Consider the following 25,447-nt stretch of genomic DNA (forward strand, 5'->3'; position numbering starts at 1 on the left):
GTGCTTATACCGGTTTGCCTTTCAGGGAGAAGGTGTAGGCTTCGGTAATTTCCAAATCGATCATTTGGTTGATCATGTCGGGTGTGCCGGTAAAGTTGACCACGCGGTTGTTGGCGGTACGGGCTTGCAGTTGGTCAGGGTCTTTTTTGGAGATACCTTCAACCAAGCAGCGTTGAATCGTTCCGATCATGGTTTGGTTGATGCGCGCGGTTTCGGCTTCGATGACTTCGTTCAAAGCTTCGAGGCGGCGTACTTTTTCTTCGTGCGGCGTGTCGTCGTGCAGGTTGGCGGCAGGCGTACCGGGGCGCGGACTGTAAATAAAGACGAAGCTCAAGTCAAAGGCGATGTCTTTGACCAGTTTCAAGGTTTGCTCGAACTCGCGTTCGGTCTCGCCCGGGAAGCCGACGATAAAGTCGGAGCTGAGGCACAAATCAGGACGGATGGCGCGCAGCTTGCGGATGATGGATTTGTATTCCAAGGCGGTGTAACCGCGTTTCATCGCGCTCAATACGCGGTCGGAACCGCTTTGAATCGGCAGGTGCAGGTGGGAAACCAGCTTGGGCAGGTCGCGGTAGCACTCGATAATCGCGTCGGTGAATTCGCGCGGATGGCTGGTGGTAAAGCGCAGGCGTTCGATGCCCGGGATTTCGTGGACGATGCGCAACAAGGTGGCAAAGTCGCAGATTTCGCCGTTTTCCATTTCGCCGCGATAGGCATTGACGTTTTGGCCTAAGAGGTTGATTTCTTTAACGCCTTGTTGTGCCAAACCGGCAATCTCGGTCAATACGTCGTTGAGCGGACGGGAGAATTCTTCGCCGCGGGTATAAGGGACGACGCAGTAAGAGCAGTATTTGGAACAGCCTTCCATAATGGAAATGAATGCTGAGCCGCCTTCTACGCGCGCAGGCGGCAGGTGGTCGAATTTCTCGATTTCGGGGAAGGAAATGTCGATTTGAGACAGGCCGGTGGTTTCTTTATCGACGATGAGTTTGGGCAGGCGGTGCAGTGTTTGCGGGCCGAAAACCACGTCCACATACGGAGCGCGTTTGACGATGTTTTCGCCTTCTTGCGAGGCAACGCAGCCGGCAACGCCGATGATTACGTTTGGGTTTTTCTCTTTGAGCGGGCGGACGCGACCTAAGTCGGAGAAGACTTTCTCTTGTGCTTTTTCACGCACGGAGCAGGTGTTGAACAAGATGATGTCGGCGTCGTCAGGTTGGGTAACCTGTTCGATGCCGCCGTGTTCTTCGGCGAGGACGGACAGCATTTTTTCGCTGTCATACTCGTTCATTTGGCACCCGAAGGTGCGGATAAATACTTTTTTCATGGTTTGTTTTGATTGACTTGCTTGTTGTAAAAGGGTTCAGACGGCCTGTGAATACCCGGGCCGTCTGAAAGTTATTCTTCCGCCTGTTTTTGCGCTTTGGCGTGAGCGGTAAACCTGTCGGCCTCGGCGTCGGTCAGAATCCAGATTTCGCGGACGAGGCGGCTTTCTTCGTTGTATTTGAACGCGACGGCTTTGCCGGTTTGATTCAGCAGGCGGCCCATGGGGATGAAACGGTCGTTTTCATCGTGGATTTTGGTGAAGCGCGTGATTTGCAGTTTGGCCGCATTGCCGTCCACAATGCCCAAGGTCAGTAGGCGCGTCCAAGAAAAACCGCCTTTGCTGACTTTCAGATAAGGTAAATCGACAGTTTTTAAAACGGCCACGTCCATATCGTCGGGCAGGCTGCGTTGTGCATGGACGAGGGAGGACGCCCAAAGGGCGAGGCTGAGTATGAATCCGCGTAACATGATGCTTTTCTTTTGTTGTTTCAATAGGTCGCGGATTATAGCACAAGCAGGAAAAATGTGGATAGAGTGTTTGTTTTTAAAGAATAATTTTGATTTTGCGCCCGATTCTTATTTTGAAGCTTGGGCCGTCTGAAAAGGATTTGGTGTTAAAATGACATCAATTTGATTTTCAGACGACCTCTTACGAAAGAATTGACCATGAACCGTAATGAAAGCTTGTTCAACCGCGCCAAAGCCATTATTCCCGGCGGCGTGAACTCTCCTGTGCGCGCATTCGGCAGCGTCGGCGGCGTACCGCGCTTTATCAAAAAGGCAGAAGGTGCATATGTTTGGGACGAAAACGGCACGCGTTATACCGACTATGTCGGCTCTTGGGGCCCTGCGATTGTCGGCCATGCCCACCCTGAAGTCATTGAAGCTGTGCGCGAAGCGGCATTGGGCGGTTTGTCGTTTGGTGCGCCGACTGAAGGCGAAATTGTCATTGCCGAAGAAATCGCCAAAATCATGCCGTCCGTCGAGCAGCTGCGCCTTGTTAGCTCCGGTACGGAAGCAACGATGACCGCTATCCGTTTGGCACGCGGTTTTACCGGCCGCGACAAAATCATCAAGTTCGAAGGCTGCTACCACGGTCATTCCGACAGTTTGTTGGTTAAAGCAGGCAGCGGTCTGCTGACGTTTGGCAATCCTTCTTCCGCCGGTGTGCCTGCCGACTTTACCAAACACACTTTGGTACTCGAATACAACAATATCGCCCAACTGGAAGAAGCCTTTGCCCAAAGCGGCAATGACATCGCCTGTGTGATTTTAGAGCCTTTTGTCGGCAATATGAATCTAGTTAGGCCGTCTGAAGCCTTTGTCAAAGCCTTGCGCGAATTGACTGAAAAACACGGTGCCGTGTTGATTTACGACGAAGTGATGACCGGTTTCCGCGTGGCGCTGGGCGGCGCGCAATCTTTGCACGGCATCAAACCTGATTTGACCACCATGGGCAAAGTAATCGGCGGCGGTATGCCTTTGGCGGCGTTCGGCGGCCGTAAAGACATCATGGAATGCATTTCCCCCTTAGGCGGCGTGTATCAGGCAGGTACATTGTCCGGCAATCCGATTGCGGTTGCAGCTGGTTTGAAAACGCTGGAAATCATTCAGCGCGAAGGCTTCTATGAAAACCTGACTGCCCTGACCCAACGCCTCGCCAACGGTATGGCCGACGCGGCCAAAGCGCACGGCGTTGAATTTACGGCCGACAGCGTGGGCGGCATGTTCGGCTTGTATTTTGCCAACCATGCACCGCAAAACTACGCCGATATGGCGCATTCCAATATTGAAGGTTTTAAACATTTCTTCCACGGTATGCTCGACCGCAATGTTGCATTCGGTCCGTCCGCTTATGAAGCCGGCTTTGTTTCCGCCGCGCATACGCCCGAGCTGATTGACGAAACCATTGCTGCGGCACACGAAGTGTTCAAAGAAATGGCGAAATAAAAGCTGAAGCTGTCATGTGAAAAAAGGCCGTCTGAAAAATATTCAGACGGCCTTTCGCTATTTTAAATCAATGCTTGATTATGCTTCTTCGGCTTTGCTGCGGATAATCAGCAGAGGCAGGTGGCTTTGGCGCATAACGGTCTCGGCGAAGCTGCCCATCAGCAGGTGCATCAGGCCGGTGCGGCCGTGTGTGCCGAGTACCAGCAGGTCAGCGCCGTTTTCGTCGGCGTAGTCAACCAAGTCTTGCGCCATTTCGCGCGCACCTTTGTTGGCCACCAACAGGTGTTTCACGATGTTTTCAACGCCGTTTTCACGCGCTGTTTTTTCTGCGAAATCCAAAACTTCGTTGCCTTGGGCAACGGCGGCGGCTTCGTAGCTTTCGTGTTGCAGGAATTCAGGCGCCAAAGCCATGTATTCGGCAGGGTTGGCAACGTGAACCAAAGTCAGTTGGGCTTTGTTGAGGCTTGCCAGTTCGGCGGCGTGTTTCAATGCATTGAGGGAGGTCTCGCTACCGTCAACGGCTACAACCAGATGTTTGTACATATTCATTCTCCTTTTGCGCCGAGTAGCGGCACTTTCGTTTAATATGAAATCAGAACTTGTCTGAATGTGAAACGATTATAAACTCTTTCGGGCAGGTACAACAGCCCATCTGCTTTCAAGTATAATGTCTGTCCGAATCACCTGTCGCGTTTTTCATTAATTTATTGATATATCACAAGGTTACTTATGCAGGACGCCGCTTTTCTTTCTTCGCGCCGCTTTGGCGGCATTGCCAGACTTTACGGAGACGAAGCGCTGGTGCGCTTTTCGCGCGCGCATGTGTGCGTGGTCGGTGTCGGCGGCGTCGGCTCGTGGGCGGTGGAGGCATTGGCGAGGAGCGGTATCGGTCGTTTAACGCTGATTGATTTGGACAATGTTGCCGAGTCTAATGTCAACCGCCAGTTGCACGCCTTGACCGATGATTTCGGTAAGGCAAAGGTTACCGCTTTGCGCGAACGCATCGCCCAAATCAATCCGCAATGCGAAGTGACGGAAATTGAAGATTTTGTGACCGAAGACAATCTGGACGAGCTTTTCAGACGGCCTTTCGACTTCGTCATCGACGCCATCGACCAAATCCGTGTCAAAGCGGCGATGGCGGCGTATTTCGTGCAACATAAACAACCGTTTATTATCAGCGGCGGCGCGGGCGGACAGAAAAATCCGGCTTTAATCCAAACCGCCGATTTGAGCCGCGTTACCCACGATCCGCTGCTTTCCAACTTGCGCTACACCTTGCGCAAACGCTACGGCTTCAGCCGCGATACCAAAGAAAAAATGCGCGTGCCTTGCGTTTATTCAACCGAGAATATTACGCCGCCGCAATCCGGCGAAGCGTGTTCGACCGATGCCGCGCCGCAAGGTTTGTCCTGCGCGGGCTACGGCGCGAGTATGCTGGTGACGGCTTCGTTTGGGCTGTATTGTGCGCAGGCTGCGGTGGAGCATATCGCAGGGCGGAAGTGAGGGGTAGGAAATGGGTAAGAGCCGATTTTTTAAAGCCTACTTTATCGCCAGTCTGATTTATACGGTATGGTTCGGCGTGTTGATGTATGCTGTCGATCCGATGTTTCTCGATGTGATGGAATGCAATACGCTGCCCGGCGATTATTTGTGTGTGCAAAGCGGTTATACCCGCCCGTTCACCACTTTTCTTTATCCGTTTCTGTCCATCGTGATCTTCAGCCTTGTGCACGCCGGTATCATGAAATGGCGCAAACGCCGTTCGGTTAAAATGATTTGGTTTTTGGTCGGCTGCGAAAGTTTGCTGTTGTCGGCTTTGATGGTGGCGATGCTGGCGAGGGATGGTTTTGTGTTGTCCCGAGATATCGGCTCGGTACTGACGGGTACGGTTTTCGCCAGCCTGCCGTTGTTGGGCATGGCCTTGGCGCAGACCTTTGCCGTCGCCATCGTTTCTTTGCAAATCAATCGTAAAAACCGCTGATTTTTATATTAAAAACGGATCGTCCTCGTTTCAGACGGCCTTTTGTTGATGAAACTTCTTACTAAACTTAAAAAGAAAAAGACCCTTTAACCATGCCTTCAGAACACCTTATTTCTTCCACTGCTGCAACGTCGTCTGAACATACCGTTGCGTGGGTGTTTGGTCAGCCTGTTACTGATGTGCCGCAGGATTTGTTTATTCCGCCCGATGCGTTGAAGGTGGTATTGAGCAGCTTCCAAGGGCCGTTGGATTTGCTGCTTTACCTTATCCGTAAGCAAAATATCGATGTCCTCGATATTCCGATGGTGAAGATTACCGAGCAGTATCTGCACTATATTGCCCAAATGGAAGCGTATCAGTTTGATTTGGCGGCGGAATACCTGTTGATGGCGGCGATGTTGATTGAAATTAAATCGCGCCTGTTGTTGCCGCGTCCTGAAGAAGTTGAGGATGAAGAGGCGGACCCGCGTGCCGAGTTGGTGCGCCGTCTGTTGGCTTACGAACAGATGAAACTGGCGGCTCAGGGTTTGGACGCATTGCCGCGCGCCGGACGTGATTTTGCTTGGGCGTATTTGCCGCTGGAAATTGCGGTCGAAGCGAAGTTGCCGGAAGTGTACGTTGCCGATTTAACACAGGCTTGGTTGGGTATTTTGTCGCGCGCCAAGCATACGCGCAGTCATGAAGTGGTGCGGGAAACCATTTCCGTGCGCGCGCAGATGACGGCGATTTTGCGTCGTTTGAACGAAAGCGGTATCAGTAAGTTTAGTGATTTGTTTAAGCCGGAGCAGGGCGCGACATATGTGGTGGTCAATTTTATTGCATTGCTGGAATTGGCCAAAGAAGGCTTGGTGCGTATCGTACAGCCTGAAAATTATGGCGAAATCGAAATCAGCCTGAAAGACGGTTTGGAAACAAACGAAGCCGAAATGCTTTCAGACGGCCTTGAAATCGATGAAACCGATGAAGCCGATAACGGTTATTTGGAAAAAGAGAATTTAAGATGAATTCGACGACAAGTCGCAGCAAGGCCTCTTTATGGGCGGTGGGCTTGATGCTGTTTGCGCTGTTTTTCGGCGCAGGTAACTTAATTTACCCGGCTTATTTGGGGCAGCAGGCAGGCGAAAACTGGCTTTCGGCAATGTTCGGCTTTTTGTTGACCGGGGCGGGGTTGCCATTGCTGGGCGTGATTGCCGTCGGCTATTCCGGTTCGCGCGATGTGGAAGCGCTGGCTTCCCGTGTTGCGCCTTGGTACGGCGTGACTTTTGCCGCCGCGCTTTATTTGGCAATTGGCCCCTTGTTTGCCATGCCGCGTACGGCAACGGTATCTTTTGAAACCGCCATCTCTCCTTTCATTGATGAATCTTGGAAAAGCATCGCATTGGCCGTATTCAGCCTGGTGTTTTTCGGCATGACTTATTGGCTGTCGATTTCTCCGGGGAAACTGGTTGACCGTATCGGTAAAATCCTTACGCCCGTTTTGTTGCTGGCAATTGCAATATTGGTCGGCTATGCCGCTATTAACCCGATGGGCGTGCCACAGGCGGCACAAGGCGATTTTGCCACTCATCCGTTGGTTAAAGGTATTTTGGAAGGTTATGGCACCATGGATGCGCTGGCTTCGCTGGTGTTTGCCATTATCGTCATTGATGCCGTTCGCGCCATGGGCGTGGACAACCGCGCTGATTTGCTGAAGACCACGACGATTTCCGGTGTGTTGGCGGCTTCTTGTTTGGCAGTGGTTTACCTGTTTATCGGCTATATGGGCGCGACAGGTGTAGCCGGTATCGGCTTGCAGGAAAACGGCGCGTCGGTTTTGTCTAAAACCGCACAGCATTATTTCGGTACGGCCGGTATTGTGTTGCTTGGCGTCATGGTGCTGCTTGCCTGTCTGAGTACGGCGGTTGGCTTGATTACTTCATGCGCCGAATATTTCAACCGTCTTTGCCCGGGTATTTCTTATAAAGTCTTTGTGATACTGAATACGGTGGTGTCTATCCTGTTGGCCAATAAAGGCCTTTCAGCGATTTTGCAGTTTTCCATTCCTATGTTGATGCTGTTGTATCCGCTGACCATCGTCATCATTCTGCTGGCTTTGACGGATAAACTGTTTGGCGGCAGCCGTATTGTCTATTTCTGCACCATGATGGCGGCACTTGTAGTCGGTCTGCTCGATGCCTATAAAGCTGCGTTTGGATTGGATGCCGATACCGCCGCCGCCATCGAGCGCGCATTGCCGTTTTACAATATCGGTTTGGGGTGGGTTGTTCCTTCTTTAGCCTGCTTTATACTCGGCTGCATTTTGAATGCGGCCGTGAAGAAAAAAGCATGATGACAAACAGGCCGTCTGAAATGTTCAGACGGCCTGTTTATTTCGCCGACCGCGCAAACGACAGATGATTTTTTTGAAGAAATCCGTTATAATTGAAAAGTTAAGGCTTTGCGAGATACCGTTTCGCAGATGCAACATATTGAGAAGGTTTATTTCCACAAATCCCGTTTTTTCAGTAAACGACTTGAACTGAAGGCGGATTTCGTGGTATAAATCGCGTTTTACTATTTTAGAAGTTTGGAGACTAACCATGGCACGAGTTTGCAAAGTGACCGGTAAGCGCCCGATGTCTGGCAATAACGTATCACACGCCAACAACAAAACCAAACGTCGTTTTTTGCCTAACTTGCAATCACGTCGTTTCTGGGTAGAAAGTGAAAACCGCTGGGTTCGCCTGCGCGTTTCTAACGCTGCATTGCGCACCATCGATAAAGTAGGCATTGATGTCGTATTGGCTGATTTGCGTGCTCGCGGCGAAGCTTAATTTAAACACCATTAATTAAGGATTACTGCAATGCGCGATAAAATCAAACTGGAGTCCAGCGCTGGTACTGGTCACTTCTACACAACTACTAAAAACAAACGTACTATGCCTGGCAAACTGGAAATCAAAAAATTTGACCCAGTAGCCCGTAAACACGTTATTTACAAAGAAACTAAATTGAAATAATCCGGTTTCTTCCAAGAAAAAGCTCCTGTTTTGCAGGAGCTTTTCTTTTTGTTTCATGATTGGTTTGGAGTGGTCTTAATTTAAACGGGTGTGCAAGATATTTTTGGATTGCTTTGGAAGAGGCAAAACAAAAGAGCGTGTATCCATAGGGTTCACGCTCTTTTGTTTTTCAGACGGCCTGATGGGGGGATAAACAGCCTTGAGTTATGAATAAACATTCAACAAAGACTTAATGATCGACTTTGATGCCTTGATTGTCGGAATGTTGTTTTTTATCCAGCTCTTTTTGCAAAGTATCGCATGGCGTGTCGCAATCGCACATTTTCTTCATGCCGAGAGAGGAAATGCCGCCGCAGCTGCCTTTGATGGTGCGTTTGGAGAAGATATAGCCGACTGCCATGCCGAGGATGACGATGATAAAGATGCCGAAAGTCAGAAGGAGGGTTTTCATGTGTGTATTCCTGAAGGTTAATTTAATAATTTCTTGAATGCGCTGGACATTTTAGTATGGTAGCCGCCTTGCGGGGTTCGGATGATAAGGAAAACGGCGAGATTTTCTTGCTCGGCAAGTTTAAGCGCTTCGGTTTCTCCGAGAACGAACAATCCAGTGGAAAGGCCGTCTGCAAGTGTGGCGTTTTCTGCTACTACGCTGATGGAAGCAAGGTTGTGGCTGATGGGTTGTTTGGTTTTAGGGTTGATAATATGGGAAAGGCGACGGCCTGACTTATCGACATGGAAAATGCGGTAGTCGCCGGATGTGGCCAGTGATTTATTATCCAATGGAATGGTGATTTGGGTTGCGCCGCCTTGAACGATATTGGGTTGCTCGATGCCGATACGCCAAGGATTGCCTTGCGCATTGCGGCCTTTGCCATGCAACTCGCCGCCGATTTCTACCAAATAATTACCGATATTGAGTTTTTCAAGTTCGGCGGCGGTTTTATCCACGCCGAATCCTTTGGCGATGGAGGATAGGTCTAAATAGACTTCGGGGTGGGTTTTGGCAAGTGTAGGCTGTTGTCCGTCTTGGGAAAGTTTGAGTTTGTCCGTACCGACCATTTCTGAAGCATGTTGGATTTCTTGTGCAGTCGGTTCGTGCGTGATTTCTTTTTGCGGGCCGAATCCCCAAAGGTTGACCAAAGGGCCGACGGTTACGTCGAGTGCGCCGTGCGTCAGTTTGTTTAAACGTAAAGCTTCGCCGGTTACATAGGCAAAGTCTTGGGAAATGGGCATGGCCTGATTGACGGTGCGCAGCTGGTTGAATTGGCTGATTTCGGAATCGGTCTGGTAGGTAGACATTTGCCGATTGACTTCTTTAAGCGCGTCATCAATGCGTTTTTGTATTTCGGCAGGGGAGGGGAGTTTGTCTTGGCCGTCTGAAAGGTATTTGACGGTATAGGTCGTGCCCATGGTCTCGCCTTGCAGGGTGATGGTTTGTTGTTGTTTTTCAGGTTGACAGGCAGAGAGTGTGAATGCGGAAAAGATGGCAACGGTACAACCGATTATCGGACGGTAAAACGAATTGGAAAGAAACGGCATAAGGGATTTGCGGATTATTTTTTGAAGCCTTTATTGTATCGTAAAAGAAAGGTTCAGGCCGTCTGAAAGTATGATTTTCAGACGGCCTGGCAATAAAAAAGGAAGAAACCGAAGTTTCTTCCTTTTTGTTGGTTAGCCGCCGAAATCGTCCAAGAGGATGTTTTCGTCTTCCACGCCCAAGTCTTTGAGCATTTTGATCACGGACTGGTTCATGATTGGAGGGCCGCACATGTAGAATTCGCAGTCTTCCGGTGCTTCATGGTTTTTTAGGTGGTTTTCGTAAACCACGTTGTGGATGAAGCCTGTGTAGCCGTCCCAGTTGTCTTCAGGCAATGGGTCGGACAGGGCGACGTGCCATGTGAAGTTCGGGTACTCTGCCGCGAGTTGGTCGAAGTCTTCGACATAGAACATCTCGCGTTTAGAACGGGCACCATACCAGAAGGTAATCTTACGTTTGGAGTTCAAACGTTTCAGCTGGTCAAAAATGTGGGAACGCATCGGCGCCATACCTGCACCGCCGCCGATGAATACCATTTCAGCATCGGTATCTTTGGCGAAGAATTCGCCGAACGGACCGGAGATGGTTACTTTGTCGCCGGGTTTGAGCGACCAGATGTAGGACGACATTTGTCCCGGAGGCGCATCAGGTACGCGCGGAGGCGGCGTAGCGATACGCACGTTCAGCATGATGATGCCTTTCTCTTCTGGATATGAAGCCATAGAGTAAGCGCGCAAAATCGGCTCGTCCACTTTGGAAACGTATTGCCACAGATTGTATTTGTCCCAGTCTTCGTGGTATTCCTTAGGAATATCGAAGTCTTTGTAGGCAACGGTGTGCGGCGGAGCTTCAATTTGAATGTAGCCGCCGGCACGGAAAGGAACTTCTTCGCCTTCAGGAATGGCAAGCTTGAGTTCTTTAATGAACGTGGCTTTGTTGTCATTGGAGATGACAGTACATTCCCATTTTTTCACACCGAACACTTCTTCCGGTACTTCGATGTCCATGTCGGTTTTGACGTTGACCTGACAAGACAGACGGCAGCCTTCGCGCGCTTCGCGTTTGCTGATGTGGGACAACTCGGTCGGCAGAATGTCGCCGCCGCCGCTTTTCACGACAACGCGGCATTGACCGCATGAGCCGCCGCCACCGCAGGCGGAGGGAACGAAAATACCTTGGCTGGCAAGCGCACCCAGCAGTTTGCCGCCGGCAGGCATCGTCAGCTCTTTTTCGTTATTGACTTTGATGGTGATGTCGCCTTCGCTCACCAACTTGGATTTGGCAAACAGAATCATCAGTGCCAAAACCAAGACGATGACGGTAAACATCACGATACCTAAAATAATCTCCATGCCGATTCCTTTCTTATAACTGGATGCCGGAGAACGACATAAACGCCATTGCCATCAGGCCGGCGGCGATAAAGGTAATGCCCAAGCCTTTGAGGCCTTTAGGGACATCCGAATATTTCATTTTTTCGGTGATGCCCGCCAAAGCGACAATAGCCAAAAGCCAGCCCAAACCTGCGCCGAAACCGTATACAACGGACTCGCCGAAGTTGTATTCGCGTTGCGCCATAAACGATACGGCACCGAAAATCGCGCAGTTTACGGTAATCAGAGGCAGGTAGATACCCAATGCGTTGTAGAGGGCAGGGACGAATTTGTCCAAGAACATTTCCAGAATCTGCACCAAAGCGGCAATCACGCCGATGAAGGTGATGAATTTCAGGAAGGTCAGGTCCACGCCTTCAACCAGCGCGCCGTCTTTCAACAGCGAGTAAACAAGTTGGTTGGCTGGGACGGACAGGCCGAGTACGAAAGTAACGGCAACGCCCAAACCGAATGCGGTGGATACTTTTTTAGATACCGCCAAAAACGTACACATCCCCAAGAAGAAGGACAGTGCCATGTTTTCCAGAAAGACGGATTTTACAAAGAGGCTTAAGTAATGTTCCATGTGTTATTTCTCCGCCTGTTCAGGTTTCCAAGTGCGCAGCCCCCATACCAAGAAGCCGATGATGAAGAACGCGCTGGGAGCGAGCAGGAACAAGCCGTTGGTTTGATACCAGCCGCCATCTTGTACGGTTTGGAAAATGGTGTAGCCAAAGAGCTTGCCTGAGCCGATCAGTTCGCGGATGGTTGCGATGATGATCAACATCATGCCGTAACCTGCGCCGTTGCCGATACCGTCAACCAAGCTTTCCAGTGGCGGCTCTTTCATGGCGAATGCTTCGGCGCGGCCCATCACGATACAGTTGGTAATAATCAGGCCGACAAATACGGAGAGCTGTTTGGACAGCTCATAAGCAAAGGCCTGAAGCAGTTGGTCAACCAGCGTTACCAAAGAGGCAACAATCGCCATTTGCACAATAATACGGATGCTGTTGGGGATGTAGTTGCGTACCAATGAGATGAAAAAGCTGGAAAAACCGGTTACCAAACTCACGGAAATACCCATCACGATGGCCGTCTGAAGCTTGGTGGTAACCGCCAAAGCCGAACAAATACCCAAAACCTGCAAGGCAATCGGGTTGTTGTCGATAAAGGGTGAAAACATCAAATATTTCAAGCGTTTCATGTCAGCCATTATTGTGCTCCTGCTGATTTCAATTTGTTCAGGTAGGGGATATAGCCGTTTTCGCCGAACCAGTAGGCGAACGAACCTTGCACGCCTTTAGATGTCAGCGATGCGCCGGAAAGGGCATCTACGCCGTGTTCTTTGTCCGAACTTGCGCCTTTGCCGACATGCAGGGCGAGTTTGCCTTGTTCGTCAAACAGTTTTTTGCCGACGAATTTTTGTTGCCACAACGGATTGCCGATTTCGCCGCCCAAGCCCGGGGTTTCGCCTTGGTCGTAGTAGGTGATGCCGTTGATGGTGTTGCCGTCGGGTTGGATGGCGACAAAGCCGTACATAACAGACCACAAACCGTTACCGTGCATAGGCAGGATAATTTGGCTGACTTTGCCGTCATCGCCTTTTACCAAGTAAACCTCGGTGTATTTGGCACGGCTTTTGATGCCGGCCAAATCGTCTTCGGGTTTGATTTGGATGCTTTGGGCAGGGTCTTTGCCTGCGATGCGCGCGCTGAAGTCTTTCGGCGCATCTTTCACGTATTCGCCGGTTGCCAAATCGACAACGCGTTGCTCGATACGCTCGGCAAAGGTTTTGCTGATGTCGGTGTTTTTATCCATCAAACCGGCTACGCTCAAGATATAGCCTTGTTTGTCTTGGAGTTTTTGTTTCTCTTGGATGGGTTTCAAGCCGACGACCGCACCGGCAACGATGATGGAACAAATCAGGCTGACAACCAATACCACAATCAGCGTGCCGCTGAAGCTGTCTTTATCGAATTTCTTAGCCATTGCTGCGCGCCTTTCTGCGTTTGATGTTCGCTTGTGCGACGAAATAGTCGAAAATCGGGGCAAACAGGTTGGCAAACAGAATCGCCAACATCATGCCTTCGGGGTAAGCAGGGTTGACCACGCGGATCAATACGCACATCACACCAATCAGCGCGCCGTACCACCATTTGCCGACATTGGTAAAGGAAGCGGAAACAGGGTCGGTCGCCATAAACAGCATACCGATGGCAAAGCCGCCGACAACCAGATGCCAATACCAAGGCATGCTGAACATCGGATTGGTGTCCGAACCGATGAAGTTAAACAGCGAAGACATGGCAATCATACCGATCATCACGCCGGCAATAATGCGCCAAGAAGCGATGCGGGCAAAAACGATAAACGCGCCGCCGATTAAAAGCGCTAAAGTGGATACTTCGCCGATAGAGCCGGGCAGATTACCAATAAACGCATCCATCCAAGTGATGGATTTACCGGTAACGGCATTTTGCAGGCCGTCTGCACCGTGTGCCGCCCATTGAGCCAGCGCGGTTGCGCCGGAATAGCCGTCAACCGCCGTCCAAACGGTGTCGCCGGTAATATTGGCAGGGTAGGCGAAGAACAAGAAGGCACGGCCTGCCAGCGCAGGGTTCATAAAGTTTTTACCCGTACCGCCGAATACCTCTTTCGCAACCACCACGCCGAAGGTAATACCCAAGGCGGCCTGCCACAGCGGCAGCGTAGGCGGAACGATTAAGGCAAACAGAATCGAAGTCACGAAGAAACCTTCGTTGATTTCGTGTTTACGCACGGTGGCGAACAAGACTTCCCAGAAACCGCCGACAATAAATACGGTCGCGTAAATCGGCAGGAAGTAAATTGCGCCGAACAGCATTTTGCCCAATACGTCCGCTTCAGACGACATATTGATGCCCAAAGCGTTAGCAAGGGCGTAATGCCAGTCGTTGGCGATATTTTGTTGTAACAAATCAGGCGTTAACGCACCGAATGCCTGTACGCCGACGTTGTACATACCGTAGAACATGGCAGGGAACAAAGCCAGCCACACCAAAATCATCATGCGCTTGGAGTCGAGCGCGTCGCGGACGTGGGCCGCTTTGCGCGTTACTGCGCCGGATGTATAGAAAATCGTCGCCGCAGCTTCGTAGAGGGCATACCATTTTTCATGTTTGCCGCCCGGCAGGAAGTGCGGTTCGATTTTTTCAAGAAAATGTTTCAAGCCCATAATCAGCCTTCCTTCTCAATGGTTTCCAGCACCTTGCGCAACAGCGGGCCGTATTCGTATTTGCCCGGGCAGACGAAGCTGCACAAAGCGAGGTCTTCTTCGTCCAATTCCAAGCAACCCAATGCCTGCGCGCTGTCGGTATCGCCGACGATTAAATCGCGCAAGAGCAGGGTAGGCAGGATGTCCAGCGGCATCACGCGCTCGTAAGTACCGATAGGAACCATGGCGCGGTCGCCGCCGTTGACGGCTGTGTTGAACTTGAAGAGTTTGTTTTTCAGGAAATGACCGAGGGTTGTGCGCGTGATGGAGTATTTGTTCGGCTGCGGCGCAACCCAGCCGAACAGCTCTTTGTTGCGGCCTTCTTCGATAACGGAAATCTGATTGTGGTAGCGGCCGAGGTAATCGTGCGCGCCTTGTGCAATCGCGCCGTTCAATACCGAGCCGGAAATCACGCGGTTGTCTGCGTCAACCAATTCGCCGGCGGTAATTTGCGATACTTTTGCACCCAAAACGGTACGCAAAAGGCGCGGTTTGTTGACTTGAGAGCCACCCAAGGCAATCACACGATCGGTGTTCAGACGGCCTGTAGTAAACAAACGTCCGATGGCAATCACATCTTGATAATTGATGGTCCAAACGGTTTTATTCGCGCCGACTGGCTCGATGAAATGAATGTGCGTACCGCTCAAACCGGCAGGATGAGGGCCGCCGAATTCATGTGTTTCGATGTTGGCAGCGTTTGCAGACGGCATATCCGCACCGGCTGCTTTGCACACATGGATTTTACGCTCGGTCAGGCGGCTCAATACCAACAGGCCGTGTTTGAAGTCTTCGGCGGCTTCTTTGATGATGACCGTAGGATCGGCAGCCAGGGGATTGGTGTCCATCGCATTGACGAAGATGGCGAACGGCTCGGCATCGACAGCAGGGATTTTGCTGAACGGACGGGTACGCAGCGCAGTCCACAAACCGGATTGAATCAGGTTGCGGCGCACTTCTTCGTTGCTCAATTTTGCCAACGCTTCAGGTGCGTAGCGTTCGAACTCGATTTCGTCGTTGCCTTCGACGGCAATCACGACTGACTGAAGTACGCGCTTTTCGCCACGGTGAATCACGGCGATTTTGCCTGAAGCCGGCGCGGTAAATACTACGCCCGGATTCTTTTTGTCTTCAAACAGCACTTGGCCTTTTTTGACGGCTTCGCCTTCCTTGATTTTCATCGAGGGGCGCATGCCGACATATTCTTCGCCAAGCAACGCGACTTCGGTGATGGCCGGGCCGTCATAAATGACTTGCTCCGGTCTGCCTGCGATGGGCAGGTCTAAGCCTTTTTTTATCTTAATCATAAGGATGCGTTACTTTTTGGTGGGTTGATATTCGGATGTCGGATTATTTTTTCAGACGGCATGTAATGCTTTGAAACAAAGGACGGGCCGTCTGAAAAAAGCAGAGGTTTGCTATAAAAACAACGAATAAACGCAAACAGCAAAGCTTTAGATTCTATCAGGTATGGGCCGTTTTATGTCAGTTTTACGCTTATTTTTACGGGAAAAGTGGGAAAAAAGTAGGGATATGTAATGAAATGTTAAAGCGAAAAAATTTTAACTGATTGATATTTAAGAATTATGTTTGTTGGTTTGTTAGAAAATAAAAGGCCGTCTGAATTTCAGACGGCCTTAAGTTTAAAAGAGCTGCCAAACGAAGAAAATCATCGTATGCAGGGCAAACAGCGGTATCAATACAATCACCGACCATGCCATATAGCCGAAGAAAGAGGGCATCGGTACGCCGCGCTGCTCGGCAATGGCTTTGACCATGAAGTTCGGCGCATTACCGATATAAGTGAGCGCGCCCATGAATACGGAGCCCATGGATACGGCCAGCAGCGAATGGAACAGATGGCCTGTCATCAAAGCTTGGGCATCGCCCCCTGCCATATTGAAGAACACCAAATAAGTCGGCGCGTTATCCAAGAATGCCGACAACAAACCGCTCATCCAGAAATACATCACATTAATCGGATTGCCTGCCGCGTCGTGAACCAGAGACACGACAGCGCCCAGTGCGCCTGTTTCACCGGCTTTCAAAATCGCCAAGACGGGCGAAATGGTAATGAAGATACCCAAAAACAGTTTGCCCACTTCGGCAATCGGCTCGAAGTTGAACTCATTGCCTGCGCGTACTTGTTTGGGCGTAATAATCCAAGATACGGCGGTCAGAGCCAGCAAAATGCCATCGCGTGCCAAGTTTTGCAGTGCATAGTGGCTGCCCAAAATCTCGAAACCCGGATGATTCGGCTGCCACAAGCCGGAGAGCAAAACTGCGCCGACCACGCCTGCCAGCAACAGGAAATTCCATTTGCCGTAAATTTTGACTTTCTCTTCGGTTTTGGTAGAAGCAGGGACAAGGTGTTCGCGTTGTTCACGATGAAAATGTCTGCTGTCGATGATGTAGAAAACAGTCAGCAAAACCACGGAACTGATCAACACAGGCATCAGCATGTGTTTGACGGTCCACATGAAATCTACGCCTTTCAGGAAACCCAAAAACAATGGAGGATCGCCCAACGGCGTCAAGCCGCCGCCGATATTCGCTACCAAGAAAATGAAGAAAATCACGATGTGAACACGATAGTAGCGATTATGGTTGGCTTTTAAAAGCGGGCGAATCATCAACATCGCCGCGCCTGTCGTGCCCATGACGGATGATAAAGCTGTACCGACTGCCAACAGGGTGGTGTTTAATTTCGGCGAGCCATGCAAGTCGCCGCTGACAAAAATACCGCCCGAAATGGTATAGAGTGCCAAAAGCAGCAGGATAAACGGAATGTATTCTTCGACCAACGCATGGGCAACGGTATGTACGCCGGCGCTGAAACCAAAGGTTACGATAAACGGCGTTAAAAACAGCAGCGTCCAAAACGCGGTAATTTTGCCGAAATGGTGGTGCCAAATACGGGAGAAAAGCAGAGGTCCGAGTGCGATAGACAAGAGAATCAGGGCAAACGGCAGACCCCAAAGCAGGCTTGCGGATGAGCCGTCAAAATCGGATGCCGCAGCAGGAAAGGCGGCAAGAAGCAGTAAAAATGAGAGAGAGCGCATAGTATTTCCTTTTTATTCTGTTGCGCCGTTAGGAACTTCATTGAGAAAGCACGGCGGTGAAATATTCAGGCCGTCTGAAAATATCCAGACGAACTGCGCGGTTGTGTCAGGGGAAAGTATAACGCAAAGCAAGTGTTAAGGGACGGTTTAGGGTGTTGGAATCAAAAGAAATGTTGATACAAATAAAGAAATAAAAGGGAGGGAAGTAGTCGAAAGTAGTAAAAAAATGGTTTTGAAACAGGAGTTTGAAATATTGAAAATAATGCTATCGAAAAAATACTTTGAATTAATTTTAGCTAAAATTTACATTTGATTGAATAAATGGAGGCCGTCTGAAAAATGAGGATGAAATAGGGTGTTTTAGTTCTTACTGATTGTTTTAATGGATAAATTGGGTGTGAAAATAAAAAACAGGTAAGCGAAAATGCCCACCTGTTTTATTTTATGCCTCCGGCCGTAACCACATCCACACTGCCACGCAACTACAGAAGACTGATGATACGGCACCAATCCACCAGCGTTCCGGAAATTGCCAAAACATAAACAGGCAAGAAAGGGCCATCATGCCGATAGCGAAGAACTTTGCCTTGCGCGGCACGGCGCCGTTGTTTTCCCAGTTTTGTATGATCGGGCCGAAATAGCGGTGATGATAGAGCCAATTGTGAAAGTGCGGCGAAGCCTTTGCCCAGCAGGCGGCGGTCAATAAAATGAAAGGCGTAGTCGGCAGTAATGGCAGGAAAATGCCGATAATGCCCAAGACGAGCGACAATGCGCCGCAAAAAATCAACAAATAGCGAACCATCTTCCCATCACCAATTATTTGTTTTCAGACGGCTTGTGATGCGGAAATGGACAACGCGGAATGTCCAACTTATCCCAGTCATCATGCCCCATTTTTTCCAACAGCGCGATATTGCGGTCAAAAATTGCCGAGGCGTCGGGAAATGCTTCAGCCGCTTTGGCAATACTGTCTTCACGAATCAGATGCAAGGTCGGGTAGGGTGAGCGGTTGGTGTAGTTGCTGATGTCGTCGGCTTCCGTGCCTTCAAATTGAAAATCGGGATGGAACGGCGCAATTTGGATAATCCCTTCCAATTTGTTTTCTACAACGGCATCGTCGGCAATTTCCAGCATTTGGTTGAAGGTTTCAAAATCAGGGAACAGCGTCGGATGAACCAGTAAAGTGGTTTCCAATTCCGAAGCGGGTGTATTGCCCAGAAGCTGCAATTCACGATCCAAGTCTTCAAGAAAACCGTCCAAATGACGGGCTTCGCTGACAACGATGCGAACCAGGTTTTTAACGTGCGGCGCTTTGGCAAACGGGCAAAGATTCAGCCCGATAACGGCTTTTTCCAGCCATTGTTTGGTATGTTCTGAAACAGTATTGGTATCGAGATGGGTGGTGTCTGTCATAGTAAAAGCTTATGTGAATTATTCTTAAAAAGTATACAAGTGTATGGGCGTGAAAGCAAACCATTGGAATTTAAAAGGCCGTCTGAACAACAGACGGCCTTTATCAGTTTCAAATCATTAATCCTGAACCAAATGAACCAAAGGCAGAGCGGTCGTGTTTTTAATTTCTTTCAACACAAAACTCGATTGCGCATCTTGCACGCCGTGGTGTGAAAGCAGCGTGTCCAAAACAAAATGGGAAAACGCGTTCATATCGGTAAAAAAGGCATGGAGCAGGTAGTCGGTTTCACCCGTTAACGCAAAGCAGCTCAATACTTCAGGCCAAGCGCGGACAGATTCGGAAAAATCCTCACGCGCATCTTTTGCTTTGCTAATCGATACACGGATAAAAGCCTGCAAGCCCAAGCCCAAAGATACGGGAGAAAGCTGGGCCGCGTATTTTTGAATAATGCCCGCATCTTCAAGCTGTTTGAGACGGCGCAGGCAGGGAGAAGGGGAGAGCGCCACTTTTTCAGAAAGCTCAACATTGCTCAACCGCCCGTTTTCCTGCAAAACCTGCAGAATCTTTAAATCCGTTTTATCCAAGTTTAGATGAGGCATGATGGTTCTCCCAATGTAGACAATGTATGTTTTAAAAATGAAAAATGCTTAAAAATAAAGACTTGTATGGTTAAATTATATATTGAGTTCAGATAGGCGACAAATTGTCTTATAAGGAGTGTTGCGAATTTGTTTTATGTAGTGGTGAAAAGATGAAGACCATCTGAAACTAATCAAGATTAAAGTTTTATGTCATATTAGGATTGGATATAAAGAGGCCGTCTGAAAATGATTTCAGACGGCATTTATTTTCGTAATGTGATGATTCAGGCTCTTAATGACCTTGTTTTGGAGAGTTTTGTTCTTTTGCTTTGATTCGTTTTCCGCGTTTGTATTTGGCTTTGTTTGGGGTGTTTTCTTCGCAATGTATTTTTATATTTTGGGAAATAAGCTTACAGGCTCTGTTTGCAGGATACTGGAAGGAAGTGTGTATCCATGGTGCCACCGCAAGACCAAATTGTTATACCTTTAGTACTACCTGTTTGTGCAAAACTTGGTGTCAGGTGGATTTCGGTATTCTTCACAGGTACAGCGGCTTGATTACCGATGGCGGCAACAATGGTGCCGTTATCCTCAATACGGACAATCTTTACATAGTTACCGACTTTATTGTCGTCTGATGCGAGTTGTTTGATATTGAGGTCAAGCGGCAAGCTGCCTTTATCCGCATAGGCTTCTTCAACGTAGCTTTTCATACTGCCAGCAAGCATAATGCCTTCTGCTACTTGTGCTCTGGCAACATAGTTTTGGTATGCAGGAAGAGCTGCTACTGCCAAGATGCCGATAATACCGATAACAATCATCAACTCAATCAGGCTAAAGCCGGTTTGGGTTTTGCGTAGTTTTTTCATTTTTGAGTATGTCGTTTTCTTATTTTTATTTTATAAAGTAAATCCCATAATCATATTATGGGATTTACTCTTTAAGCTTTTAAATTTGTTGGTAACAAATTATTAACGGCAAGAAGAAGGCAAGAATTTGCTATCAACAGTACCTTTCTTACAGGTCCAAGTGAAAGAACCTTTAGAAGAGGCAGCATTACCAGTTACATCAGGCGATAACATAACTGTTTTACCTTTAATGTCATTATTAACGTCTTTATTTTTCATTGTTGCAGTCAGAACACCATTTGCGCCTACAGAAACTTGAGCAACGTATTTACCTTTAATATCGGTAGGTGCTGCGATACCAGCCTCTGTATTATTTTTAGGCCATGTACCTTTATCTGCATAGTATTCAACAACAGCGGACTTTTGACCTTCCATCAAAGAGATAGCTTCAGAAACTTGGGCACGTGCAGTGTAGTCTTGGTATGCAGGCAGGGCGATAACTGCCAAGATGCCGATAATCGCGATGACGATCATCAATTCGATCAAGGTAAAACCTTTTTGGATTGCTTTCATTGTTTAAAACTCCAGTTTGAAAGTGTGAATAATTGTGTTTAAGTAAAAAGTCCGTAATGTGCTTGGCACTATGTATTATGAGTAAACCATAAAGTAAGAAGGAATATACAGCTTCCGTCGGGCTTGCTGCTTTGAGGCTTGGGCCTTATCGGACGTGTTGTTTCAAGCAGTCGGTGTGCCAAGTACGCAAAACTGATTAAAAAATTTATTTTTTATTTTTTGTTTGTTGTTTTTATTGAGATTATTTTTTAATTTTTAAAATTTGTGAGGTTTTGTTTGAAAGTTTCAGGATTTTAGGGAAATTAGGGGGTTGACGTTTTTTGTCAGTTTTGTGTTTTTTGTGACAGGGGATGTGTGCGAGTTTGGTTATGTGACGTTTTTTGTCAGAAATTAAGCTTTGTTTAATAATATGTTAATTTATTTAGATGGGCGGTATTTTTATGGATTAATCGGTGAGTTTAATATTTTGTGATTTTATTTTTTTGTTTTTTATATGTTTTATTTTGTATGCGTATTTTGTTTGAATACGGATAAGGAGAAAATTTGGAAGGAAGGATTTTTAAAGAGGGTTTGGTGTAATAGGTGAATGAAAATTTGTTATCAGAATTGTATTCATTTGGGTTATGATTTTAGAATGTAGTTTTATGTCAGAAGGAAGTTTTGGTTTCGAATTTTAAGGCTTTGGATTTCTTGAGTGTTTTAGAAGGATATATTCAGGATGTTTATAATTTGGATGTGATTAGGGTGAGCAAAAAATGCTCACCCTATGTTTTTAAGATATTCAGACGGCCTTTATGGGGTCAAGACTTCGATCAATGCTTGTTTTAGGGTGTTTTGGGTTTGTGGGTCTTGCAGGGATGGGCTGTAGGTGATGAAGCTGTCCTCAATGCGCTGATCCAAGGTGGTGATTTTGGCGTAGCGCAGGCTGATGTTGTGTGCGAAGAAGGTCTCGGCGATGTCGGCGAGGAGGTGGGGGCGGTTGACGGCGGTGATGTCTATGGTGTGCCAGCCGGGATAATCTTCTTCGGGGGTGATGATTACGGTAGGAGGGATGGGGATATGGCGGATGCGGCGGCTGATGTGTGGGCGGCCGCTTTGTTTTTGGACGGTGGTATTGCCGTGGATGAAGCTGTTGAGCTCGGCTTCGAGTGCGCTTTGGCGGTCGGGATATTCTTCGGGCGGGAGATTGTCGGGAAGTTGCAAGATAAAGGTGTCGAGGATGTAGTCGTGCTCGGTAATGAAGGCGCGGGCGGCTTGGATGTCGAAACGGTGGCTGCTGAAGATGCGGCAGAGGCGTGCGAAGAGGCGGTCGCCATTGGGCATGAACACCATGACTTGAAGGCTGTTGCTTTGGGGAAGGATGCGGCTGCGGACGGCCGGACTTTGGGTATCGTAGGCGAGATTTGCGGTGTGCCAGAGGATTTCCCGTGTCTGATGGCGGACGTAGTATGCGCTGCCGAGAATGCGGCGGAGCTTTTGTTGGTTTTTGAGGGGAACGGCCGCGCGCGTGAGCTGATCGGTCGAGGCTTGTTCGCGTCGGTTGGGGAGGCGTTCGGGATCGTGGTGTTTGCTGTTTAAAACGGCGGCGGTGCTGTGGTAGAGGGTTTGGAGCAGACTGGCGCGCCATGTGTTCCAAAGTTTGGGGTTGGTGCCGCGGATGTCGGCAATGGTAAGCAGGTAGAGTGCGTCGAGGTATTCGCGTGTGGGAATACGGCGGCAGAAGGCTTGGAGGACGTGCGGGTCTTGGATGTCTTCTTTTTGGGCAACGGTGGACATGAGCAGATGGTTTTCAACCAGCCATGCGAGGAGGTGGCTTTCTTCTTCGGTGTAGTAGTGGTCGGCGGCAAATTGTTGGGCGTCTTTGATGCCTTCTTTGGCGTGATCGCCGCCACGGCCTTTGGCGATGTCGTGCAACAGGGCGGCGGTGTAGAGGATGTGCGGCCGTGGGTAGGCCTGCATGATGGCGCTGGCCTCGGGCATTTCGTGGCTGTGGGTTTCGATGGCGAGACGGCGCATATTGCGGACGACGGTCAGGATATGGTCGTCTACGGGGTAAATATGGAAGAGGTCGTGTTGGAGCAGGCCGGTGATTTTTTCCCAGGCGGGGAGATAGCGGCCAAGTACGCCGTAGAGGTTGAGAAAACGGAGGGTTTGGGTGAGGCCGGTGCCGTGTTTGAAGAATTGGATGAAGCGGCGGCGGTTTTCTGGATTTTGGGTGAAACGGGCGTTGATTTTCCGTGTGGCCGCCCACCATGCGCGCAGGGTTTGCGGCTCGATGGTGGTGATGTTTTGCTCCTGCATGGTTTGGATGATGGTGAAGATGTGTTCGGGGTTTTGCTCGAACAGGGCAAGGTCGTTGGCGGCGATTTGGTGGCCGATGCGTTTGTAGTGGCTGTCGATGGGGTGGATGTGCTGGAGGCGGCCGGGGGTTTGATGGTTTTTGAGAATCGGAATGAGGATGCCGTTGAGTTGTTTGATGGCTTTGGTGGCGCGGTAGAAGGTGTGCATCAGGGCTTCGCTTCTGCCGCGGATGTCGGGTTGGGTATAGCCTAAGCTTTCGGCGACTTGGGACTGGTAGTCGAAAAGCAGCCTGTCTTCAGGGCGGTCGGCGGTAAGGTGGAGGTGAATGCGGATGTTGGCGAGGCGGCGGTAGCCGTGGGCCAGCATGCCGGCTTCGGCGCGGGTGAGGAAGCCGGCGGTAACGAGGGCGGTGGGGTTGCTGTCTATGCCTTGTGCTTTGGCTGTCCAGATAAGAGTGTGGATGTCGCGCAGGCCGCCGGGGCAGGTTTTGATGTTGGGTTCGAGTTGTGCGCCTGTACCTTGGGATTTGGTGTGGCGTTGCTCCATTTCGAGGAGTTTGGCTTCGATGAAGGCGGCTGTGTTGCGGCGTGTGTTGAGTTTGTTTAGAAGTTGGGCGGTAAGGTTGGGATTGCCTTGGAGATGGCGTGCTTCAAGAAAGGCGGTTTCGCCGGTAATGTCGTTTTGGGTGCTTTGGAGGATTTCTTCTATGCTGCCGCTTTTGATGGCGGGATTGAGGCGTGCGTCCCAAAGGGTTTGGATAAATTGGGCGGTTTGTTGTTGCAGGCCGTCTGAAAAAGGAGTAGAGGAAATAATCGCTAAATCCCAGTCTGAATGGGGATAGAGTTCGCAACGCCCGAAGCCGCCGATAGCAATCAGACTGATGTCGTCGCTGTCGGGAAAGTGGATTTGCCAGAGGGTTTGCAGCAGGGTTTCGGCAGCGGCGATATGGTCGCGGAAGTAAGCGGTAGGGCGGTTGTTTTGGCGGTAGGCGGTTTCTGCTGCGGCTTTTTGCTGCCGGTAGGTTTGGATGGCTTGTTGGGCGGCGGTCATGATGGTGTCTGGTTGTGAATTAGGCTTGGGTATCGGCAGGCTCGGTCATTTGGCGGAGCATTTCTTGCGGCGGAAGGAGAAGTTTGTAAGGGGCGATTTTGAGTGCGGATGCGATTTTTTCGATGTTGGAAAGGGCGATGTTCCAGCGTTTGCGCTCGACGGCGGAGACGTAGGTGCGGTCAAGTCCGCATTGGCGTGCGAGTTCTTCTTGCGACCAGCCGTGGTTGACGCGATAGAGGCGCATGTTGTAGGCGATAACGGCGCGGAGGTCTTGCGGATCGGGCAGGCTGGGAGGGGGAGTGAGTTTGTTGACCATGGTGTTTGGGGTTTGTGGTTTGAACGATAAGGGGATTTTATACTATTTTTGCTAGGGGAAAGAAAAGGCCGTCTGAAAGTTTCAGACAGCCTCCAAGAGGGTAGGTATAAAAAAAGGGGGTGGCACTCAGCCACACCCAAACACACACACATCAAGAGGAAAGAAAAATCATTGAATAAGAGAGCTGGCTCTTATCGAGGAAACTGGAAGATTCGGGCATGGCCCTGAATCATTGGAAGGCATTATAAATGAAAATAGGATTGGGGTATTGACACAGGTCAATTCTGTTTTAATTTAGAAAATATATCTTTAAGATAGTGGAAATAAATTAAAAATAAGCTAAGGCCATCAGGCCGTCTGAATAATCGGTTTCAGACGGCCTGATGGCCTTAAGGACTACTAGTTACTATATAACTTAGGTATTAAGCCAAACCTTTATCTTTGGCTTCTTGCAGACGGACTTCAAAGTTGCTGAGGTTAACGCCTGCCTGTTCGGCTGCGGCAACCACTTCGGCTACGGATGCGCCGTGTTGCACTTGATGATAACCCCAAAGCAGGGAGCAACGTGTGCCGGTACGGCAGAAGGCAAGGATAGGAGTCGGAGATTGTTGCAACAGATTTTGGAAGGCTGCGACATCGGCTGCGTTGATTTGAGGCGCGACAACGGGCTGGTGTGAGAATTGGTTGATGCCGGCCTCTTTAAACCAGTTTTGAACTTCTGCAAAAGCAGGTTGGTTTTCTTCTTCGCCGTCCGGGCGGTTGCAGATGACGGTTTGGATGCCGAGACGTACGGCTTCTTGGACATCGGCTTCGGTCAGTTGGGGGGCGATATAGAGGGAGTCGGTCAGCTTGCGGATGGGCATAGTTTTTCCTTTCT

Annotated in this window: 27 protein-coding genes; 7 read left to right on the forward strand and 20 right to left on the reverse strand. The window is 49.5% G+C overall.

The features are described from left to right. Nucleotides 1-4 precede the first annotated feature (4 nt). On the reverse strand, nt 5-1,327 hold the full coding sequence (gene miaB / locus ACTHUF_RS08790; protein ID WP_440407493.1) for a tRNA (N6-isopentenyl adenosine(37)-C2)-methylthiotransferase MiaB: 1,323 nt from the start codon (nt 1,325-1,327) through the stop codon (nt 5-7). A 71-nt stretch (nt 1,328-1,398) separates the two neighbouring features. After that, the gene (locus tag ACTHUF_RS08795; protein WP_440407494.1) at nt 1,399-1,794 is read right to left on the reverse strand and encodes a hypothetical protein; all 396 of its coding nucleotides are present in this window, start codon (nt 1,792-1,794) and stop codon (nt 1,399-1,401) included. Nucleotides 1,795-1,992: 198 nt separating this feature from the next. On the opposite strand from ACTHUF_RS08795, the gene hemL reads away from it, so the two are divergent. Beyond that, nucleotides 1,993-3,276 carry a glutamate-1-semialdehyde 2,1-aminomutase gene (hemL, locus tag ACTHUF_RS08800; RefSeq protein ID WP_315092933.1) on the forward strand — a complete coding sequence of 428 codons (1,284 nt, stop codon included), beginning with the start codon at nt 1,993-1,995 and terminating at the stop codon, nt 3,274-3,276. A 78-nt stretch (nt 3,277-3,354) separates the two neighbouring features. Here the strand turns inward: hemL and ACTHUF_RS08805 are convergent, their stop codons facing one another. After that, a complete protein-coding gene (locus tag ACTHUF_RS08805) occupies nt 3,355-3,819 on the reverse strand; it encodes a universal stress protein (protein WP_003748822.1) in 465 nt (154 codons plus the stop codon). Between the two features lie 186 nt (nt 3,820-4,005). On the opposite strand from ACTHUF_RS08805, the gene ACTHUF_RS08810 reads away from it, so the two are divergent. The 6 genes from ACTHUF_RS08810 to rpmG all read left to right on the forward strand — a co-directional run bounded on the left by ACTHUF_RS08810 (nt 4,006) and on the right by rpmG (nt 8,259). Further along, complete coding sequence (locus tag ACTHUF_RS08810; protein WP_315092936.1) at nt 4,006-4,782, forward strand: tRNA threonylcarbamoyladenosine dehydratase; 777 nt, start codon at nt 4,006-4,008, stop codon at nt 4,780-4,782. Nucleotides 4,783-4,792: 10 nt separating this feature from the next. After that, nucleotides 4,793-5,260 (forward strand): hypothetical protein, encoded by a 468-nt coding sequence (locus tag ACTHUF_RS08815; protein ID WP_315092938.1) that lies wholly within the window; start codon nt 4,793-4,795, stop codon nt 5,258-5,260. Nucleotides 5,261-5,352: 92 nt separating this feature from the next. Continuing rightward, the gene (locus ACTHUF_RS08820) at nt 5,353-6,264 is read left to right on the forward strand and encodes a ScpA family protein (RefSeq protein WP_315092940.1); all 912 of its coding nucleotides are present in this window, start codon (nt 5,353-5,355) and stop codon (nt 6,262-6,264) included. Beyond that, nucleotides 6,261-7,589: a branched-chain amino acid transport system II carrier protein gene (brnQ, locus tag ACTHUF_RS08825; protein WP_315092942.1), complete on the forward strand. Its 1,329-nt coding sequence runs from the start codon at nt 6,261-6,263 to the stop codon at nt 7,587-7,589. Before ACTHUF_RS08820 ends, brnQ begins: the two co-directional genes overlap by 4 nt. 250 nt (nt 7,590-7,839) lie before the next feature. Continuing rightward, a complete protein-coding gene (gene rpmB, locus ACTHUF_RS08830) occupies nt 7,840-8,073 on the forward strand; it encodes a 50S ribosomal protein L28 (RefSeq protein WP_002216391.1) in 234 nt (77 codons plus the stop codon). A 30-nt stretch (nt 8,074-8,103) separates the two neighbouring features. Then, the gene (gene rpmG, locus ACTHUF_RS08835) at nt 8,104-8,259 is read left to right on the forward strand and encodes a 50S ribosomal protein L33 (protein WP_003684373.1); all 156 of its coding nucleotides are present in this window, start codon (nt 8,104-8,106) and stop codon (nt 8,257-8,259) included. 229 nt (nt 8,260-8,488) lie between these two features. Here rpmG and nqrM read toward each other — a convergent pair whose 3' ends face one another. From nqrM to ACTHUF_RS08920, 17 genes are all read right to left on the reverse strand, one after another. Continuing rightward, nucleotides 8,489-8,710 carry a (Na+)-NQR maturation NqrM gene (gene nqrM, locus ACTHUF_RS08840; protein WP_003680888.1) on the reverse strand — a complete coding sequence of 74 codons (222 nt, stop codon included), beginning with the start codon at nt 8,708-8,710 and terminating at the stop codon, nt 8,489-8,491. A 17-nt stretch (nt 8,711-8,727) separates the two neighbouring features. Next, complete coding sequence (locus tag ACTHUF_RS08845; RefSeq protein WP_070836830.1) at nt 8,728-9,798, reverse strand: FAD:protein FMN transferase; 1,071 nt, start codon at nt 9,796-9,798, stop codon at nt 8,728-8,730. Nucleotides 9,799-9,930: 132 nt separating this feature from the next. Next, on the reverse strand, nt 9,931-11,148 hold the full coding sequence (nqrF, locus tag ACTHUF_RS08850) for an NADH:ubiquinone reductase (Na(+)-transporting) subunit F (protein WP_003748808.1): 1,218 nt from the start codon (nt 11,146-11,148) through the stop codon (nt 9,931-9,933). 13 nt (nt 11,149-11,161) lie between these two features. After that, entirely contained in the window at nt 11,162-11,755 is a 594-nt protein-coding gene (nqrE, locus tag ACTHUF_RS08855; protein ID WP_003684365.1) for an NADH:ubiquinone reductase (Na(+)-transporting) subunit E, read from the reverse strand. Nucleotides 11,756-11,758: 3 nt separating this feature from the next. Next, on the reverse strand, nt 11,759-12,385 hold the full coding sequence (locus ACTHUF_RS08860) for an NADH:ubiquinone reductase (Na(+)-transporting) subunit D (RefSeq protein WP_036493003.1): 627 nt from the start codon (nt 12,383-12,385) through the stop codon (nt 11,759-11,761). Further along, nucleotides 12,385-13,161 (reverse strand): Na(+)-translocating NADH-quinone reductase subunit C, encoded by a 777-nt coding sequence (locus ACTHUF_RS08865; RefSeq protein WP_003748805.1) that lies wholly within the window; start codon nt 13,159-13,161, stop codon nt 12,385-12,387. The genes ACTHUF_RS08860 and ACTHUF_RS08865 overlap by 1 nt, the downstream gene beginning before the upstream one ends. Further along, the gene (locus ACTHUF_RS08870; protein ID WP_315092946.1) at nt 13,154-14,386 is read right to left on the reverse strand and encodes an NADH:ubiquinone reductase (Na(+)-transporting) subunit B; all 1,233 of its coding nucleotides are present in this window, start codon (nt 14,384-14,386) and stop codon (nt 13,154-13,156) included. Before ACTHUF_RS08870 ends, ACTHUF_RS08865 begins: the two co-directional genes overlap by 8 nt. A 2-nt stretch (nt 14,387-14,388) precedes the next feature. Next, entirely contained in the window at nt 14,389-15,732 is a 1,344-nt protein-coding gene (locus tag ACTHUF_RS08875) for a Na(+)-translocating NADH-quinone reductase subunit A (RefSeq protein WP_440407495.1), read from the reverse strand. A gap of 336 nt (nt 15,733-16,068) precedes the next feature. Further along, on the reverse strand, nt 16,069-17,487 hold the full coding sequence (locus ACTHUF_RS08880) for a sodium:proton antiporter (RefSeq protein ID WP_440407496.1): 1,419 nt from the start codon (nt 17,485-17,487) through the stop codon (nt 16,069-16,071). Nucleotides 17,488-17,929: 442 nt separating this feature from the next. Continuing rightward, nucleotides 17,930-18,289, reverse strand: a complete 360-nt coding sequence (locus tag ACTHUF_RS08885) for a YbaN family protein (RefSeq protein ID WP_440369725.1) — start codon at nt 18,287-18,289, stop codon at nt 17,930-17,932. 14 nt (nt 18,290-18,303) lie between these two features. Next, nucleotides 18,304-18,900: a DUF1415 domain-containing protein gene (locus ACTHUF_RS08890; RefSeq protein WP_440407497.1), complete on the reverse strand. Its 597-nt coding sequence runs from the start codon at nt 18,898-18,900 to the stop codon at nt 18,304-18,306. Nucleotides 18,901-19,017: 117 nt separating this feature from the next. After that, entirely contained in the window at nt 19,018-19,500 is a 483-nt protein-coding gene (locus ACTHUF_RS08895; protein WP_003684427.1) for an Lrp/AsnC family transcriptional regulator, read from the reverse strand. A gap of 392 nt (nt 19,501-19,892) precedes the next feature. Then, nucleotides 19,893-20,351 carry a pilin gene (locus ACTHUF_RS08900; RefSeq protein WP_070824327.1) on the reverse strand — a complete coding sequence of 153 codons (459 nt, stop codon included), beginning with the start codon at nt 20,349-20,351 and terminating at the stop codon, nt 19,893-19,895. A 102-nt stretch (nt 20,352-20,453) separates the two neighbouring features. Further along, on the reverse strand, nt 20,454-20,903 hold the full coding sequence (locus tag ACTHUF_RS08905) for a pilin (protein WP_070824326.1): 450 nt from the start codon (nt 20,901-20,903) through the stop codon (nt 20,454-20,456). Nucleotides 20,904-21,695: 792 nt separating this feature from the next. Then, a complete protein-coding gene (glnD, locus tag ACTHUF_RS08910; RefSeq protein WP_440407498.1) occupies nt 21,696-24,254 on the reverse strand; it encodes a [protein-PII] uridylyltransferase in 2,559 nt (852 codons plus the stop codon). A gap of 19 nt (nt 24,255-24,273) precedes the next feature. Next, nucleotides 24,274-24,570, reverse strand: a complete 297-nt coding sequence (locus tag ACTHUF_RS08915) for a helix-turn-helix domain-containing protein (protein ID WP_003680870.1) — start codon at nt 24,568-24,570, stop codon at nt 24,274-24,276. Nucleotides 24,571-24,992: 422 nt separating this feature from the next. Continuing rightward, the gene (locus ACTHUF_RS08920; protein ID WP_315092962.1) at nt 24,993-25,433 is read right to left on the reverse strand and encodes a TIGR01244 family sulfur transferase; all 441 of its coding nucleotides are present in this window, start codon (nt 25,431-25,433) and stop codon (nt 24,993-24,995) included. Nucleotides 25,434-25,447 lie beyond the last annotated feature (14 nt).

Source organism: Neisseria sp. P0024.S006 (assembly GCF_051956595.1).
GTDB lineage: Bacteria > Pseudomonadota > Gammaproteobacteria > Burkholderiales > Neisseriaceae > Neisseria.

Coding starts and splice junctions, on each gene's coding strand:
- ACTHUF_RS08920 (WP_315092962.1), bottom strand. CDS start 25,433: ATGCCCATCCGCAAGCTGACCGACTCCCTCTATATCGCCCCCCAACTG.
- ACTHUF_RS08875 (WP_440407495.1), bottom strand. CDS start 15,732: ATGATTAAGATAAAAAAAGGCTTAGACCTGCCCATCGCAGGCAGACCG.
- ACTHUF_RS08905 (WP_070824326.1), bottom strand. CDS start 20,903: ATGAAAGCAATCCAAAAAGGTTTTACCTTGATCGAATTGATGATCGTC.
- ACTHUF_RS08805 (WP_003748822.1), bottom strand. CDS start 3,819: ATGTACAAACATCTGGTTGTAGCCGTTGACGGTAGCGAGACCTCCCTC.
- ACTHUF_RS08895 (WP_003684427.1), bottom strand. CDS start 19,500: ATGCCTCATCTAAACTTGGATAAAACGGATTTAAAGATTCTGCAGGTT.
- ACTHUF_RS08885 (WP_440369725.1), bottom strand. CDS start 18,289: ATGGTTCGCTATTTGTTGATTTTTTGCGGCGCATTGTCGCTCGTCTTG.
- ACTHUF_RS08915 (WP_003680870.1), bottom strand. CDS start 24,570: ATGGTCAACAAACTCACTCCCCCTCCCAGCCTGCCCGATCCGCAAGAC.
- glnD (WP_440407498.1), bottom strand. CDS start 24,254: ATGACCGCCGCCCAACAAGCCATCCAAACCTACCGGCAGCAAAAAGCC.
- nqrE (WP_003684365.1), bottom strand. CDS start 11,755: ATGGAACATTACTTAAGCCTCTTTGTAAAATCCGTCTTTCTGGAAAAC.
- rpmG (WP_003684373.1), top strand. CDS start 8,104: ATGCGCGATAAAATCAAACTGGAGTCCAGCGCTGGTACTGGTCACTTC.
- hemL (WP_315092933.1), top strand. CDS start 1,993: ATGAACCGTAATGAAAGCTTGTTCAACCGCGCCAAAGCCATTATTCCC.
- ACTHUF_RS08880 (WP_440407496.1), bottom strand. CDS start 17,487: ATGCGCTCTCTCTCATTTTTACTGCTTCTTGCCGCCTTTCCTGCTGCG.
- miaB (WP_440407493.1), bottom strand. CDS start 1,327: ATGAAAAAAGTATTTATCCGCACCTTCGGGTGCCAAATGAACGAGTAT.
- ACTHUF_RS08870 (WP_315092946.1), bottom strand. CDS start 14,386: ATGGGCTTGAAACATTTTCTTGAAAAAATCGAACCGCACTTCCTGCCG.
- ACTHUF_RS08890 (WP_440407497.1), bottom strand. CDS start 18,900: ATGACAGACACCACCCATCTCGATACCAATACTGTTTCAGAACATACC.
- ACTHUF_RS08815 (WP_315092938.1), top strand. CDS start 4,793: ATGGGTAAGAGCCGATTTTTTAAAGCCTACTTTATCGCCAGTCTGATT.
- nqrF (WP_003748808.1), bottom strand. CDS start 11,148: ATGGAGATTATTTTAGGTATCGTGATGTTTACCGTCATCGTCTTGGTT.
- ACTHUF_RS08860 (WP_036493003.1), bottom strand. CDS start 12,385: ATGGCTGACATGAAACGCTTGAAATATTTGATGTTTTCACCCTTTATC.
- ACTHUF_RS08810 (WP_315092936.1), top strand. CDS start 4,006: ATGCAGGACGCCGCTTTTCTTTCTTCGCGCCGCTTTGGCGGCATTGCC.
- rpmB (WP_002216391.1), top strand. CDS start 7,840: ATGGCACGAGTTTGCAAAGTGACCGGTAAGCGCCCGATGTCTGGCAAT.
- ACTHUF_RS08900 (WP_070824327.1), bottom strand. CDS start 20,351: ATGAAAAAACTACGCAAAACCCAAACCGGCTTTAGCCTGATTGAGTTG.
- nqrM (WP_003680888.1), bottom strand. CDS start 8,710: ATGAAAACCCTCCTTCTGACTTTCGGCATCTTTATCATCGTCATCCTC.
- ACTHUF_RS08845 (WP_070836830.1), bottom strand. CDS start 9,798: ATGCCGTTTCTTTCCAATTCGTTTTACCGTCCGATAATCGGTTGTACC.
- ACTHUF_RS08795 (WP_440407494.1), bottom strand. CDS start 1,794: ATGTTACGCGGATTCATACTCAGCCTCGCCCTTTGGGCGTCCTCCCTC.
- ACTHUF_RS08820 (WP_315092940.1), top strand. CDS start 5,353: ATGCCTTCAGAACACCTTATTTCTTCCACTGCTGCAACGTCGTCTGAA.
- ACTHUF_RS08865 (WP_003748805.1), bottom strand. CDS start 13,161: ATGGCTAAGAAATTCGATAAAGACAGCTTCAGCGGCACGCTGATTGTG.
- brnQ (WP_315092942.1), top strand. CDS start 6,261: ATGAATTCGACGACAAGTCGCAGCAAGGCCTCTTTATGGGCGGTGGGC.